This window comes from Streptococcus sp. E29BA (assembly GCF_041807805.1).
Lineage (GTDB): Bacteria > Bacillota > Bacilli > Lactobacillales > Streptococcaceae > Streptococcus > Streptococcus entericus.
This window is the reverse complement of sequence record NZ_JBGTZA010000005.1, coordinates 29,577-44,829: the sequence shown is the minus strand read 5'-3', so window position 1 is coordinate 44,829 and position 15,253 is coordinate 29,577. Positions and strand designations below refer to the sequence as shown.

The window sequence follows — 15,253 nt, the reverse complement described above, 5'->3', positions numbered from 1 at the left end:
TCTCCTTAATCTTTCCCTTTATTTTACCAAAAAAGACCAGCCGTGGCTAGTCTTCTCATCTTTGTCTTATTGCACTGCCTTTTTCAGATCTTCCACCTTGTCCAAGCGCTCCCACGGGAGGTCAATATCTGTCCGCCCCATGTGGCCATAGGCCGCTGTCTGACGATAAATCGGACGTTTGAGATTCAGCATCTGGATGATGCCAGCTGGTCGCAGGTCAAAAACCTCTCGAACCGCAGCCTCTAGTTGGCTCTCCGCTACCTGTCCAGTACCAAAGGTATCAATGCGAACAGAGACAGGGTGGGCAACTCCGATGGCATAGGCCAGTTGGACTTCTGCTTTTTTAGCCAAACCTGCACCGACGATATTTTTAGCGATGTAACGGGCAGCATAGGAAGCGGAACGGTCAACCTTGGTCGCATCCTTGCCAGAAAAAGCACCGCCACCATGACGAGCAAAACCACCATAGGTATCCACGATAATCTTTCGACCCGTCAGACCAGAATCTCCCTGCGGTCCACCAATCACAAAGCGACCCGTCGGATTGATAAAGAACTTGGTCTCTTCATCCAGATACTGAGCTGGAATCACCGCCTTAATCACCTGTTCGATCATATCTTTGCGGATTTGCGCATTGGTCACCTCTGGGTCATGCTGGGTCGAGATAACCACCGTATCTACGCGGACTGGGCGGTCGGTTTCATCACACTCCACCGTCACCTGCGATTTGGCGTCTGGTCGTAGGTAGCTGATGGCGCCTGATTTGCGGAGTTCGGCTAATTTCCGAACCAAGGCATGGGACAGCGAGATAGGCAGCGGCATGAGTTCAGGCGTTTCATCAATGGCAAAGCCGAACATCAGCCCTTGGTCTCCCGCACCGATGAGGCTCAGGCTATCCATATCACCATCCCGCACCTCTTGAGCTTCATTGACCCCTTGGGCAATATCTGGAGACTGCTCAATCAAGGATGGGTGTACCCCGACCGACTCAGCTGAAAAACCATAGTCATTTTTAGTGTAGCCAATCTCTGCGATGGTATCTCGTACCACCTTGTCAATATTGACATAGGCTGTCGTTGAGATTTCCCCAAAAACATGCACCGTCCCTGTGTAAACAGCCGTCTCTGCTGCCACGTGGGCATCTGGATCTTGGGCTAAAACCGCATCCAAAATCGCATCTGAAATCTGGTCAGCAATCTTATCAGGATGCCCTTCCGATACTGACTCAGACGTGAATAATTTCCGTTCTGACATAAAATGTCCCCCCTAAAATGATGTATGCTCGTATTGACTAGGTCAACCACCAGCACCAAGACGGGAGGACACAGCAAAAAACAGCCTATCCCCCCTAAAACGAGTTACAAAGCACTAGCTTGTGGTCAGTCCCTCATAAACAATGCTCGTCATGAGCAAGCAATTGCTCCGACCAACCGTACAAAGACTGACCCCAAACTACCTTTTCGGGACTCATTATGACTATTAGTATAACACATATTGACCCTATTTGCTACCTAGTAACTGATAAATTTTGGCTATCACTGTCAGCCATATTATCCTACTGGCGCACTAATTCTGCCAAGAGTTGGCGCATTGTCTTGTTCAGAACTGGATGGGTATAATGAGGGGCAATTTCCGCTAACGACTGCAAAACAAATTCTCGTTCAGCCACATAGGGATGGGGCACAAGTAAATTGTCTGTGTAGAGGGTCTTATCACCAACAAATAGAATATCCAAGTCAATGACGCGAGGACCCCACTTGACCTCACGTATCCTGCCCATCTGAGCTTCAATAGCCAATAAGGTGTCAAGCAAGGCTTCCGGTGTCAACCAGGTTTCAATTTCAATCACTTGATTGAGAAAACTATCCTGCTCCACACCGCCCCAAGGCTCAGTTTCTAGGACACTAGATTGCTTAACGATGGTTAGACCCGCCTGCCTCATCAATTCTACGGCCTGAGTCAGGTGATCCTGTTTGTCCCCCAAGTTTGTGCCAAGTCCGATAAAGGCTCTGCTCTTTTCACGCGTGAGCGCGACCGAACAAGTCTCTAAGGGCAAATGCACAGGTGCCCAAGGCTTTTTGAGGGTAAGGGTGACTGACTGACTAATCGGGTAATGCTCAAAAATCTGCTCCACTAGCCGATAAGCCGCCGTCTCAATCAGGTCATGGCTGGTCTCCTGCAACCAGTCCGTCAGCTGCTGGCTGAGCTCACCGTAATGAATTGAAGCCGTTAAATCGCCTGTCCTTGCTGCCTTAGTCATATCATAAGTCAGTGTCAGGTCAATGATGAACTTCTGCCCTAATGCTTTCTCCGCTGGGAACACCCCATGGTTTGCAAAAATCTCCAATCCTAAAATCTCTAGCCTGTCCATCCTAGACCCCCATGAGGCGGTAGGCCTCGTTTTTCAAGTCCTTATCGGTGTCAAAAAGCCCCCGAGCAACACTGGTTACTGTGAGCGTTCCTGGTTTTTTAACCCCTCGCATGGTCATGCACAGGTGCTCTGCCTCGATAACGACCAGAGCTCCTTTGGCATCAAGGTAGGTCATGAGGGCATCAGCGATTTCCATGGTCAGACGCTCTTGAATCTGAGGTTTCTTGGCATAAACATCGACTGACCGCGCTAGTTTGGACAGCCCTGCGACACGGCCGTTAGGAATATAAGCGATATGAGCCTTACCATAAAAAGGAAGAAAATGGTGCTCACACATGGAGGTGAAGGTGATGTCCTTCTCGATGACCATGTGATCGTCAACAATTTCAAAAGACTTAGTCAAGTGCTCCTCGGCTGTCTGTCCCAAACCTGAAAACACCTCCGTATACATCCGCGCCACACGGGCTGGGGTCTCTTGCAAGCCTTCCCGTTGCTTGTCCTCTCCAATCGCTTCAATAATCTGTTCTACTGCTGCTTCAATCTTGCCTAAATCCATGGCAACCCCCTTCTTTTTATCTTTTTATTTTACCCTTTTTTCAAAGCACTTTCAAGCTAAAAACAGCCCTCAGGGGGCTGTTCCTTATTTCTTGTAAGCTGATAAATGCTTATCCGTTTGTTGTTGGGCTTGGGCAATGGCAGAGCCCATCAGTAGACCCAAACGGTGAGCCGCCGCATCATGGACACGCAGGACTTCAACCCCCTGACTGGCAGCGATAGCAGTTAGGTAACAGGAACCCAGATCACGATTGGCAAAGCCTGCTGGGCTAGCGACATCAGTCTCTAACCCAGCCTCCTCTAGCAAGCTCATGATGAACCGTTTACGAGATACTCCGAGAAAGATGGGATAACCCCTATCATGAAGCACAGATAGGTGTTGTAATAACAACAAATTTTCCCGTTGCGTCAATCCAAAGCCAATTCCTGGATCTAAGACCAAGCGATCAGCTGAAATCCCTGCCTGCTCTGCTATTGCTATCGAGCGAGACAAGTAAGCCTGCATCAGGTCAAGGATCGGTAGCTCCGCAAACTCTTCCAACTCCTCTGCGGTAAAGGCCCAGCCTGTCCCAAAGGTCGGAAAAATTTGGCTGCTCGGATTTTGGGGACGAGCGATGACTGGATTAAACATCAGAATGGCCTGTTTGCCATGCTGGGCGACCACCTGAGCCATCTTGGGATCTCCCAGAAAGCCTGTGATGTCATTGACCACATCTGCCCCTGCTTGCAGAGCAGCCGCCGCGACGTCTGCTTTCCACGTGTCAATGGAGATGAGGATATCACTGATGGCTCGAATGGCTAGGATAACGGGGACAACACGAGCAATCTCATAAGCCACGGAAACATAGGTTGATCCTGGTCTGGTCGATTCACCACCGATGTCAAGCATCGTGGCCCCCGCTGCAATCAGCTCTTCGGCCTGCTGGACCGCTGCGTCTACCGCCAGGTATTTTCCCCCATCAGAAAAAGAATCAGGGGTCACATTGATAATGCCACAAAGGGCAGGAGCCTGCCCGCGTTTAATCTCTCTCATCAGAATAACCTCCACCAAGTCCAGTAAATGCCAAGGAGCAAGAGCGGTGTCAAGACCGTCATGACAATCCCGTAGCGGAGCATGTAGTGGTCAGGGTAATAGCCCTTGCCAATCCCCAAGAGGATAATCGCATGATGGAAGGGCAAGAGAAAATGAATGTTGACAAGGGTATAAGTCATCAAGGTCACTAAGTGCGCTTGATAACCTGCGGCCGCCATCAGAGGCGCGACAATCGGCAGAACAACCGACATGGTAGCGACCGATGACCCAATCAAGACATGAAACAGCATGATAATCACGATAATCACCAAGAGGTAGATGGGTGACTGCCCACTGGGAATCAGAACCTTCATCTGTTCAAAGACCAGCCCGGTAATGCCAGCCTGTCCCAGCACCTTGCCAATCGAGAAAATAGTCGTTAAAAAAAGGATAAAGTGCGGGTTGATGGCAGACAAATCATCCTTGGTCAAAATGCCTGTCGCAAAAAAGATGACCACACCAACCACGACCGGCAACCAGGCTGGCAGCTGGTGCCATCCAACTATTGTCCAAGAAAGCACAACCCCTGCGATGACTAGCAGGCTGAGACGCTGCTGGTTGGCAGATAAACTCTGATGAGACTTATCTGGTTTTAGGAGCATGGCAGAGCTAAAAGCTGATAACTCTTTTTTGAAGAGAGTTTTGGTCACTAAGATGGTCACAGCAGCGGTAACCACAACTGGCAAGCTCATGAGTTTGAACCAGTTCCAGCTGGTCAAGGTCGCTGCAACGTCTTGGCCACCGAAACTGATAGCTGACAAATTGAGCAAGATATCACCCTGCCGCACCAGCATGTAGGCAATCGATACACCGATAAAACCGTTCATCATCAACACTCGCTTGGCAGCCATTTCCTCTGTTGTTCTGGCCTGCAAGAGACCGTCCAAAATAGTCCCTAAGATAATCACACGCACAAAGGCCTGAGGAATCAGGATAATCAAGACCAAACCCAAAGCGTAGGGCACTAACAACAAGAGATTAGTATTGTTAGCTGATGTCGCCAGCCACTTTTCCACATAGGCCTGAATCAGACCTGTCTTCATCATGCCCATGCTGAGCAAGGTCGTGCTCATGATCAGCAGGTTCATATCTCCCCAGAGAAAGCCAAATATCTCGATAGGAGGCATCTGTCCAAAAATGATAAAGCTCGCTAGTAAAAAGAGACAAGCTAGGCTCTTGTGCACCGCATCGGTCGCCCATGAGGCAACCGTGATGATAAGACTTGACACTAACACGGTCTGATTGAACGAAAAGCCCAAAGGGTTCCAAATGGCAAATAGCAGAGCTAAGCTAATGATAATCGTTAGCTCACGTCTTTTTAAGTGTTTCATAAAAAATGCCCTTTCTTAAAAAAATTGGACTATTGTATCATTAAAACAACTCAGTTGTCAACATAGAAACGACATCAAAATTAACTGGTCGACCCTATCCTAGTGGGCGAGGTAGTCTTCCCAAATTTGGTCAAAATCACTGAGTGAAAAGCTAAAACTAGCTTCCTGTTCCAAGAAACGACTGATGGTGTCAAAATCATCAGTGTGCTTAGGAAAATCACTCTCTGAGAAAGCCAAATCAGCCAGTATCGCTACTGGGGCAGTTGATTTCGGATGGCGTTGCGTCATCAACCAATGGTAGAAGGATGTTCTCACTGCCAATTCCTCGCAATAAAGGCCTCACGCACCCCACTGCTCATCTTGTAACGAACAGGATTTGTCTTGTAAAAGGCCTGGTGATAGCCCTCCGCTGGGTAGAAGGTCTGGGCTGGCTCAATCGTAGTCACGATAGGGCGATCAAAGCGTCCAGAATCAGCTAACGCCTGCTTAGACTGCTCTGCTATTGCCCGCTGGGCATCGGTCGTATAAAAAATCACAGGGCGGTAGCTATCCCCTCGATCCTGAAACTGGCCAAAAGCATCGGTCGGATCCGTCTGGCGCCAGTAAAGCTCAACCAAGTCGCTGTAAGAAATCTTCTCAGGGTCAAAGATAATCTCAACCGCCTCGGTGTGCCCTGTCGTTTTGCTGCAGACCTGCTCATAGGTCGGGTTTTCAACATGACCACCCGTATAACCCGACAGGACAGAGAGAACACCGTCCGTCAGCTCAAAAGGCTTAACCATGCACCAAAAACAACCACCTGCAAAAATTGCTCGTTCCATACTATTCTCCTTTATCTTGATTGATCCAAACGGATACCTGACCCGCTGGTACTGTAAACTCACCAAAGCCATCAGGGGCGATGGTAACTGTTTCTTCGTGATGCCCCATGGCATCATACCATACTTCACCTGCTCTATTTTCCCCGACAAAAAGACGTTTCTGTGCTTGGTCTGCTGTGTTCACCAAAACTGCGCAAGCACCTGGATGTTCTGCTCTTCCTCGTCTAACCCAAGCCAAGCAAGTCGGGTCATCAGCATAATCATCTTGAGCACCGTAGGCATGTTCTTTACGAAGATGGAGCAATTTATCCAATACTTCTTTGTGCCCTTCTTGCCCGTCTATGCCATAGTAATCACCGTAAAATAAGCAAGGAAAACCTGCTTCCCTCAGTAAAATCAAGGCATAAGCATGCGGCTTAAACCAGGCGTCAACGAATGATTCTAAGGCCTCCCCAGGTTGCGAATCATGATTATCCACAAAAGTGACCGCCCTTGTCGGGTTCTGGACGACAACTGTGCCGTCAAATATCTGACGTAAATCGTAATTTCTACCTTCTAGGCTGGCTTGTCTAAGGTGTTGGTGCAAGGGTACATCAAAACTATCCACTTTTCCAAAGGTCAATCCAAAAAATTCGTCTAGTTGCCCGTAGTCATGATGCCAATACTCCGCCACAAAAAAGAAATCATCACCATGTTCCTGCCGAACATAATCTATTAACTCCTCTAAGACAGTCGCATCAATATGCTTGGCCGCATCTAACCTTGCCCCATCGACACCGGTTTGGGTGATGAACCACGACAACCATTTTTTAGTTTCAGTCATGACCTCAGGGTGGCTGTAATCAATATCCGCATTCATCAGATAGTCGTAGTTGCCCTTTTCACCGTCAACCATCTCGTTGTCCGCCCAACCCTTACCGTCACCTTGAATCATGTAAATCGCTGACTTGCCGTTTTCATTATTGAAATCCAAACCTGAAAAATGGTACCAGTGCCATTTAAAGGATGAATAAGTTTCGCCACGTCCAGGGAAGGTAAACTTTGTCCAACCCTCAATATCGTAAGGATCTGTTAAAACCTCTTGACGGCTATTTGGGTCAACTTCAACAACTGTAAAACGCTCTAGCTCGTCGGCTCCTCCTCGGTGGTTTAGCACCAAATCAGCATAGACCTGAATGCCACATTCATGCAACCGATCAATAGCTACTAAAAGCTCCGCCTTCGTGCCGTACTTGGTCCGGACAGTTCCTTTTTGGTCAAACTCCCCCAAATCATACAAGTCATACACGCCATAGCCAACGTCATTTTGATCACCACCCTTATAGCAGGGTGGTAGCCAAACCGCTGTCACTCCCAACTCCGCCAAATGCTCGGCATCAGCTGCCAGACGATTCCAGTGCTCACCATCGTTTGGGGTATGCCACTCAAAATATTGCATCATCAACCCGTTCATCTCAAACCTCCTTCAATGTTCTTATTAGTCTAGCACAAAAAATAATTTTTGTCTGTTTTTTAATTGCTTTTGAAAGCGTTTTATCGTAAAATAAATAGTAAGCATGAAAATAATTTCTATAAGGAGTATCCTTTATGTCTATCAAGCGTGTAACCGTTGCTGGTGGCGGTGTTCTAGGTAGTCAAATTGCTTACCAAGCGGCTGTCTATGGTTTTGAGGTTACCTTATACGACATCAGTCAAGAGGCTTTAGAAACAGCCAAGGGAAAAATCCACACTTGGGCTAACATGCACCATCAAGATTTAGGGACCCCCTTGGCAGTTTTGGAAAAAGCAGAGCAGTCTATCACCTATACTACAGATATTACAGAAGCTTTTACGACTGTTGACTTGGTCATTGAAGCAGTCGCTGAACGCCTGGATATCAAAAAAGCCTTCTGGTCATCTGTTGCAGATCTTGCACCCAAACAAGCTATTTTTGTGACCAATACCTCGACTTCAATTACTCGAGGAAAAAATCGCAAATGCCCACATTGGACAGTCTAGCAATCAAGGCTTCTATTACTACCATGAGGGGATTCCTTACCTTGCTGCAGATTTTTTGAAGTAATGCCAATTCTGTTCAACACATAACTCAAACAAAAACTAACCTCAAAACCACACTGTACCCACGTCTTGAAAAAATATTCAAGACAGCGTATCAGTGTGGTTTTATATTTTTTGACCCTCTATTGTCACAACTTAAATCATTCCCCTTGTATTTTAAAACCAGCTATGTTATACTAAACCTATCTTAAACGAAAGCGAGGACTAGACTATGCTAAATATGATGACACCAACCCCAACTCATTGTCGTCAGGAAAACACGTACGGTCTAGTGCCTTGTTAACATCAGCTTTTTCATGAAACATCTGATGAACAAGTCATCGACCGATGGACGATAGCGATTGGAGGCTGGCGCTTGCCTGCCTTTTTGTCTGCTCTCTGCTTGTTTTCCTTTGCCTGAGGGATTTCCCTCCTTAGCCCTGTGAAAGGAAAAACATGTCGATCACAACTTATCTTCTTCGTTGCAAACGGGAGAATGCCAAACTGCTCTTTTGGCTTGTCCTTAACTCGCTTTGTGTCTTGGCAAACGGGCTCTTGTCTGCCCAAGCTCTGACCAATCTCGTCGCCCAAGATGTTCGAGCTTTTCTCATGTCTACAGGTCTGAACCTCTTGGTCTACTTACTCTGGATGCTTCAGATTAAACAGATTGTCCCTGCTCGTGAGCATGCCCTACAAGCCATGAACCATGAGATGCGGACGGATATTCTCACACGACTGAGTCAGACCAACTATGAGCAGTTCCAGCGTGAGTCTGCGGATACCTACACCTCTTGGTTGACCAATGACATTCTGACAATCAACGAGCTGGGTTTTGAAACCTTAGAGCTCATGCTGACGCAGTTGCTGAACCTTATCTTTTCTGCAATAACCTTAATCTCTTACCACCCAAGTTTTGCCCTCTCAGTTTTGCTTCTCACTGGCTTGATGAGCCTCCTGCCTAAACGCTTTGAGCAGAAACTGGCAGACAAAGCTCTGCTATTTTCCGAAAAAAATGACCAACTGCTTACCAGCATCAACCACACCCTGAAGGGTTATGGTACACTCTTTGGAGCTGGGCGTTTAAGTGAATTGGTGCGGCGTGTGGGCGCGCCAGAAGCTGCCTACGCCGCTAGCCGAGTGAGCTATCAGCAGACGCTGGGCAAGATGATGGCGACACAAAATGGACTGAGTTTTCTCAGTCAGCTGACCATTTTGGCTCAGGCTGGTCTCCTCTTTGCCTTTAATCAGGTGCCCATCGGTGCAGTGTCCAGCAGCCCCTACTTTGCCTCCATCACCTTTGCTGGCTTGACTGGCTTCTTTGCCAACTGGGCAGAAGTGCGATCGATTGCGCCAATTTTTACGAAGTTCCAGAACATTCCTGAAGCGACCAAATCTGGAGCAGACCAGATAACAACCATGGGCACAGCGCTCACAACCCATGATATACAACTGATGGTCAACGAGCAGCTGATCCTTGACTTTCCTAATATCACGTTAACTAAGGGCAAGCACTACCGCCTGATGGGACCGTCTGGTTCAGGCAAGTCCACACTGCTCATGCTCCTCTCTGGTCGCTTGACCCCGACGACAGGACAGCTAACGATGGATAGCCTACCTGCTAGGACAAGGGCGCTGACCCAACTGACCACCTATGTCCCTCAGGACAGCTTTATCTTCACCGACACCCTCCGCTACAACCTCACACTGGGGCGGACTATCCCTGATGAGCCCCTGCTCGATGGCTTAGTCGCTATCGGTTTGGGGCAATGGCTAGCGCAGCTACCAGATGGGCTGGATAGTCAGATTAGTCAGGAGAGCTTATCAGGCGGACAGGCACAACGGCTGAGCTTTTTACGAGGTGCCCTAGAGGATAAACCGATTTGGTTACTGGACGAAATCACCTCAGCCCTTGACCCAATCAGTCGACAGACCATCAACGCCTATCTTGATAAACAGCAAGACAAAACCATTCTCCTCGTCAGCCATCAGGAGAGCCTCAATAGCTCAGAAAAATGGATTGACCTTGAGATGACCTAGACAAAAAACCGACCTGAACTGGAGCCCTTAAATCCATTCAGGTCGGTTTTTATCATCATTCCACTCTTAAAAGACTAATCGTTAATGTCAGACTATCATTTGATAGAGGAACAAGATTTTCTGCTTTCAACTGTTTTTAAAACAGAAGCACTATATCATGTTCCTGTCTTGGATTTTACAGCAACCAAGGAGTGTGCTCTGACTTAACCGATCACTTCTGTTCCAAAGGCATCCTGTTTAATCTTGCCAGCCTTCATCAGACCACCGAGAGCCTTTTTGAATTGCCCTTTAGAAATACCAAAGGTAGCCTTGATCTCATCTGGACTGGATTTATCATTCAGGGTCATGAACCCGCCCTGTCCCTGCAAGTAAGTCAAGATCATCTGAGCATCATTTTCCAACATCTCAAACGATCGTGGTTTGAGCGAGAGATTGAGCGTGCGGTCAACTTCTCGGAAACCAATGACACGCACCGACAATTCCTCCCCCAGACGCGGTTCTGTAAAACGCTCACTAGGATGGATAAAGCCCAACATGTTATTATCAGGCAGGTAAACAAAGGTGCCTGACAGTTTCAGACGGTAAACAATGGCACTCAACTGCTGATTCTGCATGTTGTCGTAGGCCTTACCAGCTAAGCGTTGGAAAACTTCTTGCTCAGCAGGCAAGGCCCAGAGTCGGTCTTTCTTATCAACAGTCAATGTCACATAAAGCTTGTCGCCTTTTTTAGGCCAGAGTTCTTTGAGCTCAGGTAGGACATCAAGAGACACCACAACTTGCTTATCTGGTAAGCCTGTATCGACAAAGACACCCAAATCCTTACGAACATCAGTCACCTGCCCCCAGCCATAACTGGTCTGGGTTGCTGTCTGCTCTAGGGTCGTCAGGCGATTTTTCTGTGTCATATCCTGATAAGCAAAGCCAGTGATCATCTCACCGAGTTGATGGGACCCTTCCGCCTTTGCTAGCGCATAGGTGACCCCGTCTTTTTGAACAAAATAGTAGTCCTTGTTCTCATCGGTCACCATGGCTGTTATGGTTTTTGCTAATTGTATCGTCATCATGTTCCTTTCTTTGTGTCACATTCCTTTGTCATGGCTAAGCACCTCTGGTCATCAAAAGATTTCTATCAGCCTCTTTTAGACAAGGTTATAGCGCTCTGAGTGCTAAGCTAGCCACCAAACTGCCCAAACTCATACATGGTCTTAAAAGCCTCAAACGATAAGGCATGGTCAAAGGTATAGAGGCGCTCATCAACCTCAATCAGCTCTTGACCAAGACTGATATGGTCTAAAATCTCCTCCAACTTAACAATCTCACGCAAGCATCTGGTCAAACGGTGGTTGTCTGCTGTCTGGTAGCTGAGAGCTAAGCTGTTTTCGTACTCTGCTAAGAGCTGGTCAAGAATATCTCGTCTGTCATCATATAAAACCCTTGAATAATCCAGATTCATTTTAGCACGACCGATGATGATCAACTCCGAAAAAGACGAATAATCCGACCGAGGAGGGTCAAATACCATTTCGGTTAATACCCTAGCCAAATAATACCTCATCGTGCTCAATCTCCATGTCTGTCATCATTTTGCAGATCCAACAAGAGCTTCAAGGGCTAGCGCTACTAACATCAGCTAGTCGTCGCAGCACTCGTTAATCTGTCGTCATCTTTATCAAAAATAGCAGAGCGACCAACCTGCCACCCTGCCAAATCTTTTTCTCTCTTCTTAACTAACGGCTTAGATGTCCAACAATTCTTTTTCCTTGTCGGCAATCATCTTGTCGATGTGTTTAACAGCGTCGTCTGTCGCTGCTTGGATATCCTTCTCTAATTTTTTAAGCTCATCTTCAGTGATTTCTTTAGCTTTTTCTTGTTTTTTAGCCTCATCCATGGCATCACGGCGGATGTTGCGGATAGCAACCTTACTGTTTTCACCAACTTTTTTCACTTCCTTGGCCAAGTCACGACGAGTTTCCTCTGTCAAGGCTGGAATGACCAAACGAATAACTGAGCCATCATTGGCTGGGTTGATGCCGAGGTCTGACTCGTTGATGGCACGCTCAACATCTTTCAAGACAGACTTGTCAAAGGGAGTAATCAAGAGCACACGCGCCTCAGGCACAGTGATAGAAGCTAGCTGATTGAGCGGTGTCGGTGCCCCGTAATATTCTACTGAGATGCGGTCCAAGAGACTAGCATTGGCACGACCGGCACGGATACCAGCAAGCTCACGAGAGAGGGACTGGTGAGAGTGTTCAAAACGTTCTTTAGCTTTGGCAATAATTGTCATTGTATTCTCCTTTTTTGATTAGCAACGGTTGGAAACAGTTGTTCCGATATTTTCCCCCAGAACAACACGTTTGATGTTGCCCGGTTCATTGAGGTTAAAGACCACCAAGTCAATGTCATTGTCCATAGACAGGGAGCTAGCGGTCGAATCCATGATTTTCAAGCCTTGCTTGAGGACTTCGATATGGGTTAGCTCGTCAAACTTGATGGCATCAGCGTTTTTACGAGGGTCATCGTTGTAGACACCGTCTACCCCATTTTTCGCCATGAGAATGGCATCCGCTTCAATTTCAGCAGCCCGTAGAGCAGCTGTCGTATCAGTTGAAAAGTACGGAGACCCTGTCCCTGCAGCAAAGATAACAATTCGTCCTTTTTCCAGATGACGAAGGGCACGCCCTCGAATATAGGGTTCAGCCAGTTGTTGCATGTTAATCGCTGTCTGTACTCGAGTATCTACACCGCACTGCTTGAGGCTGTCCGCCATCACCAGCGCATTCATCACTGTCCCAAGCATGCCAGTGTAATCCGCTGATACCCGATCCATACCAGCTGCTGCCGCTGGCTCACCCCGCCAGAGGTTACCGCCACCGATAACCAAAGCAATCTGAATGCCTGATTCTGCTACTTCTTGGATTTCTCTCGCTACGCTCTGAACGGTAGGTAAATCAATACCAACACCACGCTCACCAGCCAGAGCTTCGCCTGATAGCTTAATCAAGACACGATTGTACTTGGGTTGCACCATTTTTAGGTCCTCTTTTCTATTTGCTTCTTATCCTTTCCATTTTACCATATTATCCCTCAATACGGTAGTAGGAAAGTTATTTTTTCACAACCTGGCTTTGGATAAGTTTTTTCGCGCTATTGCCAAGGTAGCCATGTTCAAGCTTGTCATGGCGTCATCACTTGCTGCAATAGCAGACTTGCTAATCCAATACTAAACCAGACCATCGCACCCAATAACATCGGTTTTAGACCTGCACGTTTAATCTGTGCAATGGACAGCTTACTGCCGACAGCAAAGAGGGCCATAGCCATCAACCATTTCGATAGGGGTTGACTAAGGTCTCTCAAGGCATCCGGTATCAGCCCCAAGCTTGTCAGTAAAGAAGCGAGTAAAAACAGGAAAACAAAGGTCGGAAAAACCTGTCTCAGTTGGCGTGTTCTGCCGCTCTGTCCTTTTTCAAAACGTCGAAAAGCAAAAAAGACACAGGCTGGTAAAATCAATAGTGTTCGCGCTAATTTGACCACCACTGCCACATCGCCTGCCACCTGACCATAGCTATAACCTGCGGCAACAACAGAGGAAGTATCATTGATAGCTGTGCCTGCCCAAATACCGAAGGTTTGCTGACTGAGGTCGAGGGCTTGCCCAAGAGCAGGAAAAATCAATAGCCCCAGCAAATTAAACAAAAACACTGTCGATAGAGCGAGGACGATGTCGTCCTCTTCAGCGTCAAGGATAGGTGCTGCTGACGCAATAGCTGATCCTCCGCAGATTGCCGTCCCAAAAGCAATCAACAAGGTCAGATTGTGACTAAGCTTTAATTGTCTTCCCAAAACCAGCGCAACAGCAAAGGCGAGAAAGAGAAGGGGGATACTTAATTGAAACGACCACAGACCTAGGGACTTTATATCTGCAAAGGACAGTCGGAATCCTAGCAAAATAATACTGTACTGGAGACCAAGTTTACTGGCTAACCCTAGCCCAGAGCTCAAGTGTTTCTCCTGTCTCAGTAGACCTGACAAGCTAAGCCCCAGTGCCAGAGAGAGGATGCTACTATCTACCAGAGGTAGAAATGAACTCAGCCAAATAGCAAAGATGCCGGCGAGCCCTGATACCATTAGTCCCGAGAGGTGTTGACGCATGTTTTCTCCCTTCTTGCACACAAAACCCCTCGCCAGAAGGCAAGGGGCACTAGATGATATTCCCTACCGGAATCGAACCGATAACTACTTCTTAGGAGGAAGGTGTTATATCCATTTAACTAAGGGAACCTTGCCTTGTTATTGTACCGTGATTTGACAAAAATTGCAAGCATCATCTAATCAGCACTCTGCCTCTGCCAACTGACGGTACTTGTCCATCTTCTCTTTGAAAAGTTCGCCATTGGTCGGCGGGGTAAAGCTGATGGCATTGGCGCCTGCGGCAATGGTCTCTAGAATACTCTCTCGGCTCTGACCGCCCGTTGCGATAATCGGAAGGTCTGGGTATTGCTCACGAATCTTTCTAACAATCATTGCGGTTTTAGCTCCTCCGCTAACATTAACGATATCAACACCAGCTTTCAGACGTGATGGCAAATCAGAATGCTCTGAAACCAAGGTATAGATAATCGGAATGTCAATACGATTGTTAATCTTTTTAATCGTGTCACTATCGGTCGGAGCATTAACCACCACAGCCATCGCTCCTTCAGACTCCGCAAACAAACTCATATTCGCCGATCGGTCACCTGTCGTTAAACCACCGCCAACACCTGCAAAAACAGGAACAGAGGCAACTAACATGACACTTTTTAAGATAGCTGGGTGTGGTGTAAATGGATAAACCACCAAAATGGCATCCGCATTATTATTGGCGATAACTGCCACGTCTGTGGAAAATAAAACAGATTTAATCACACGCCCATAAATAGAAATGCCGCTACAAGTTGCAATCTCTTTGGGAATTTGAACAATCTCACGTCGCAAATTGGACATCACCGCTGGAATATGTTTTTCTGTCATCGTTATCCTTTAT

16 protein-coding genes and 1 tRNA gene are annotated in these 15,253 nt (G+C 47.3%); 2 read left to right on the top strand and 15 right to left on the bottom strand.

Annotated features, from left to right (window positions below):
- Positions 1–66: 66 nt before the first annotated feature.
- The 8 genes from metK to ACERC8_RS01915 all read right to left on the bottom strand — a co-directional run bounded on the left by metK (position 67) and on the right by ACERC8_RS01915 (position 7,603).
- Positions 67–1,254, bottom strand: coding sequence for a methionine adenosyltransferase (gene metK / locus ACERC8_RS01950; protein WP_373658223.1), 1,188 nt, complete (start codon positions 1,252–1,254; stop codon positions 67–69).
- 301 nt (positions 1,255–1,555) lie between these two features.
- Positions 1,556–2,371, bottom strand: coding sequence for a 2-amino-4-hydroxy-6-hydroxymethyldihydropteridine diphosphokinase (gene folK / locus ACERC8_RS01945; RefSeq protein ID WP_373658222.1), 816 nt, complete (start codon positions 2,369–2,371; stop codon positions 1,556–1,558).
- Position 2,372: 1 nt separating this feature from the next.
- Positions 2,373–2,927 carry a GTP cyclohydrolase I FolE gene (gene folE / locus ACERC8_RS01940; RefSeq protein ID WP_373658221.1) on the bottom strand — a complete coding sequence of 185 codons (555 nt, stop codon included), beginning with the start codon at positions 2,925–2,927 and terminating at the stop codon, positions 2,373–2,375.
- Positions 2,928–3,011: 84 nt separating this feature from the next.
- Positions 3,012–3,959 carry a dihydropteroate synthase gene (gene folP / locus ACERC8_RS01935; protein WP_373658220.1) on the bottom strand — a complete coding sequence of 316 codons (948 nt, stop codon included), beginning with the start codon at positions 3,957–3,959 and terminating at the stop codon, positions 3,012–3,014.
- On the bottom strand, positions 3,959–5,329 hold the full coding sequence (locus ACERC8_RS01930; RefSeq protein WP_373658219.1) for an SLC13 family permease: 1,371 nt from the start codon (positions 5,327–5,329) through the stop codon (positions 3,959–3,961). The genes folP and ACERC8_RS01930 overlap by 1 nt, the downstream gene beginning before the upstream one ends.
- A 99-nt stretch (positions 5,330–5,428) precedes the next feature.
- A complete protein-coding gene (locus ACERC8_RS01925; RefSeq protein ID WP_018369174.1) occupies positions 5,429–5,644 on the bottom strand; it encodes a YozE family protein in 216 nt (71 codons plus the stop codon).
- Positions 5,641–6,150, bottom strand: coding sequence for a peptide-methionine (S)-S-oxide reductase MsrA (gene msrA / locus ACERC8_RS01920; RefSeq protein WP_373658218.1), 510 nt, complete (start codon positions 6,148–6,150; stop codon positions 5,641–5,643). The genes ACERC8_RS01925 and msrA overlap by 4 nt, the downstream gene beginning before the upstream one ends.
- 1 nt (position 6,151) lies before the next feature.
- On the bottom strand, positions 6,152–7,603 hold the full coding sequence (locus ACERC8_RS01915; RefSeq protein ID WP_373658217.1) for an alpha-amylase: 1,452 nt from the start codon (positions 7,601–7,603) through the stop codon (positions 6,152–6,154).
- Between the two features lie 134 nt (positions 7,604–7,737).
- Here ACERC8_RS01915 and ACERC8_RS01910 point away from each other — a divergent pair, with 134 nt between their 5' ends.
- Together ACERC8_RS01910 and ACERC8_RS01905 are read left to right on the top strand one after the other, a co-directional pair.
- Positions 7,738–8,148 carry a 3-hydroxyacyl-CoA dehydrogenase NAD-binding domain-containing protein gene (locus ACERC8_RS01910; RefSeq protein WP_373658216.1) on the top strand — a complete coding sequence of 137 codons (411 nt, stop codon included), beginning with the start codon at positions 7,738–7,740 and terminating at the stop codon, positions 8,146–8,148.
- Between the two features lie 495 nt (positions 8,149–8,643).
- Entirely contained in the window at positions 8,644–10,224 is a 1,581-nt protein-coding gene (locus tag ACERC8_RS01905) for an ATP-binding cassette domain-containing protein (protein WP_373658215.1), read from the top strand.
- 203 nt (positions 10,225–10,427) lie between these two features.
- On the opposite strand, the gene ACERC8_RS01900 is transcribed toward ACERC8_RS01905, so the two are convergent.
- The 7 genes from ACERC8_RS01900 to ACERC8_RS01870 all read right to left on the bottom strand — a co-directional run bounded on the left by ACERC8_RS01900 (position 10,428) and on the right by ACERC8_RS01870 (position 15,240).
- A complete protein-coding gene (locus ACERC8_RS01900) occupies positions 10,428–11,285 on the bottom strand; it encodes a S1 RNA-binding domain-containing protein (protein ID WP_373658248.1) in 858 nt (285 codons plus the stop codon).
- Positions 11,286–11,395: 110 nt separating this feature from the next.
- Entirely contained in the window at positions 11,396–11,779 is a 384-nt protein-coding gene (locus tag ACERC8_RS01895) for a hypothetical protein (protein WP_373658214.1), read from the bottom strand.
- A 180-nt stretch (positions 11,780–11,959) separates the two neighbouring features.
- Entirely contained in the window at positions 11,960–12,511 is a 552-nt protein-coding gene (gene frr, locus ACERC8_RS01890) for a ribosome recycling factor (protein WP_018369181.1), read from the bottom strand.
- 18 nt (positions 12,512–12,529) lie between these two features.
- Complete coding sequence (gene pyrH / locus ACERC8_RS01885; RefSeq protein ID WP_018369182.1) at positions 12,530–13,255, bottom strand: UMP kinase; 726 nt, start codon at positions 13,253–13,255, stop codon at positions 12,530–12,532.
- A gap of 146 nt (positions 13,256–13,401) precedes the next feature.
- Positions 13,402–14,379: a YeiH family protein gene (locus ACERC8_RS01880; RefSeq protein ID WP_373658213.1), complete on the bottom strand. Its 978-nt coding sequence runs from the start codon at positions 14,377–14,379 to the stop codon at positions 13,402–13,404.
- Between the two features lie 57 nt (positions 14,380–14,436).
- Positions 14,437–14,508: transfer RNA gene (locus tag ACERC8_RS01875), tRNA-Arg, on the bottom strand.
- 51 nt (positions 14,509–14,559) lie between these two features.
- The gene (locus ACERC8_RS01870) at positions 14,560–15,240 is read right to left on the bottom strand and encodes a hydrolase (RefSeq protein ID WP_373658212.1); all 681 of its coding nucleotides are present in this window, start codon (positions 15,238–15,240) and stop codon (positions 14,560–14,562) included.
- Positions 15,241–15,253: the final 13 nt, after the last annotated feature.

Bases quoted from the DNA above. Each gene is read 5' to 3' on its own strand.
- metK (WP_373658223.1), bottom strand. From the start codon at position 1,254: ATGTCAGAACGGAAATTATTCACGTCTGAGTCAGTATCGGAAGGGCAT.
- folK (WP_373658222.1), bottom strand. From the start codon at position 2,371: ATGGACAGGCTAGAGATTTTAGGATTGGAGATTTTTGCAAACCATGGG.
- folE (WP_373658221.1), bottom strand. From the start codon at position 2,927: ATGGATTTAGGCAAGATTGAAGCAGCAGTAGAACAGATTATTGAAGCG.
- folP (WP_373658220.1), bottom strand. From the start codon at position 3,959: ATGAGAGAGATTAAACGCGGGCAGGCTCCTGCCCTTTGTGGCATTATC.
- ACERC8_RS01930 (WP_373658219.1), bottom strand. From the start codon at position 5,329: ATGAAACACTTAAAAAGACGTGAGCTAACGATTATCATTAGCTTAGCT.
- msrA (WP_373658218.1), bottom strand. From the start codon at position 6,150: ATGGAACGAGCAATTTTTGCAGGTGGTTGTTTTTGGTGCATGGTTAAG.
- ACERC8_RS01915 (WP_373658217.1), bottom strand. From the start codon at position 7,603: ATGAACGGGTTGATGATGCAATATTTTGAGTGGCATACCCCAAACGAT.
- ACERC8_RS01910 (WP_373658216.1), top strand. From the start codon at position 7,738: ATGTCTATCAAGCGTGTAACCGTTGCTGGTGGCGGTGTTCTAGGTAGT.
- ACERC8_RS01905 (WP_373658215.1), top strand. From the start codon at position 8,644: ATGTCGATCACAACTTATCTTCTTCGTTGCAAACGGGAGAATGCCAAA.
- ACERC8_RS01900 (WP_373658248.1), bottom strand. From the start codon at position 11,285: ATGACGATACAATTAGCAAAAACCATAACAGCCATGGTGACCGATGAG.
- ACERC8_RS01895 (WP_373658214.1), bottom strand. From the start codon at position 11,779: ATGAGGTATTATTTGGCTAGGGTATTAACCGAAATGGTATTTGACCCT.
- frr (WP_018369181.1), bottom strand. From the start codon at position 12,511: ATGACAATTATTGCCAAAGCTAAAGAACGTTTTGAACACTCTCACCAG.
- pyrH (WP_018369182.1), bottom strand. From the start codon at position 13,255: ATGGTGCAACCCAAGTACAATCGTGTCTTGATTAAGCTATCAGGCGAA.
- ACERC8_RS01880 (WP_373658213.1), bottom strand. From the start codon at position 14,379: ATGCGTCAACACCTCTCGGGACTAATGGTATCAGGGCTCGCCGGCATC.
- ACERC8_RS01870 (WP_373658212.1), bottom strand. From the start codon at position 15,240: ATGACAGAAAAACATATTCCAGCGGTGATGTCCAATTTGCGACGTGAG.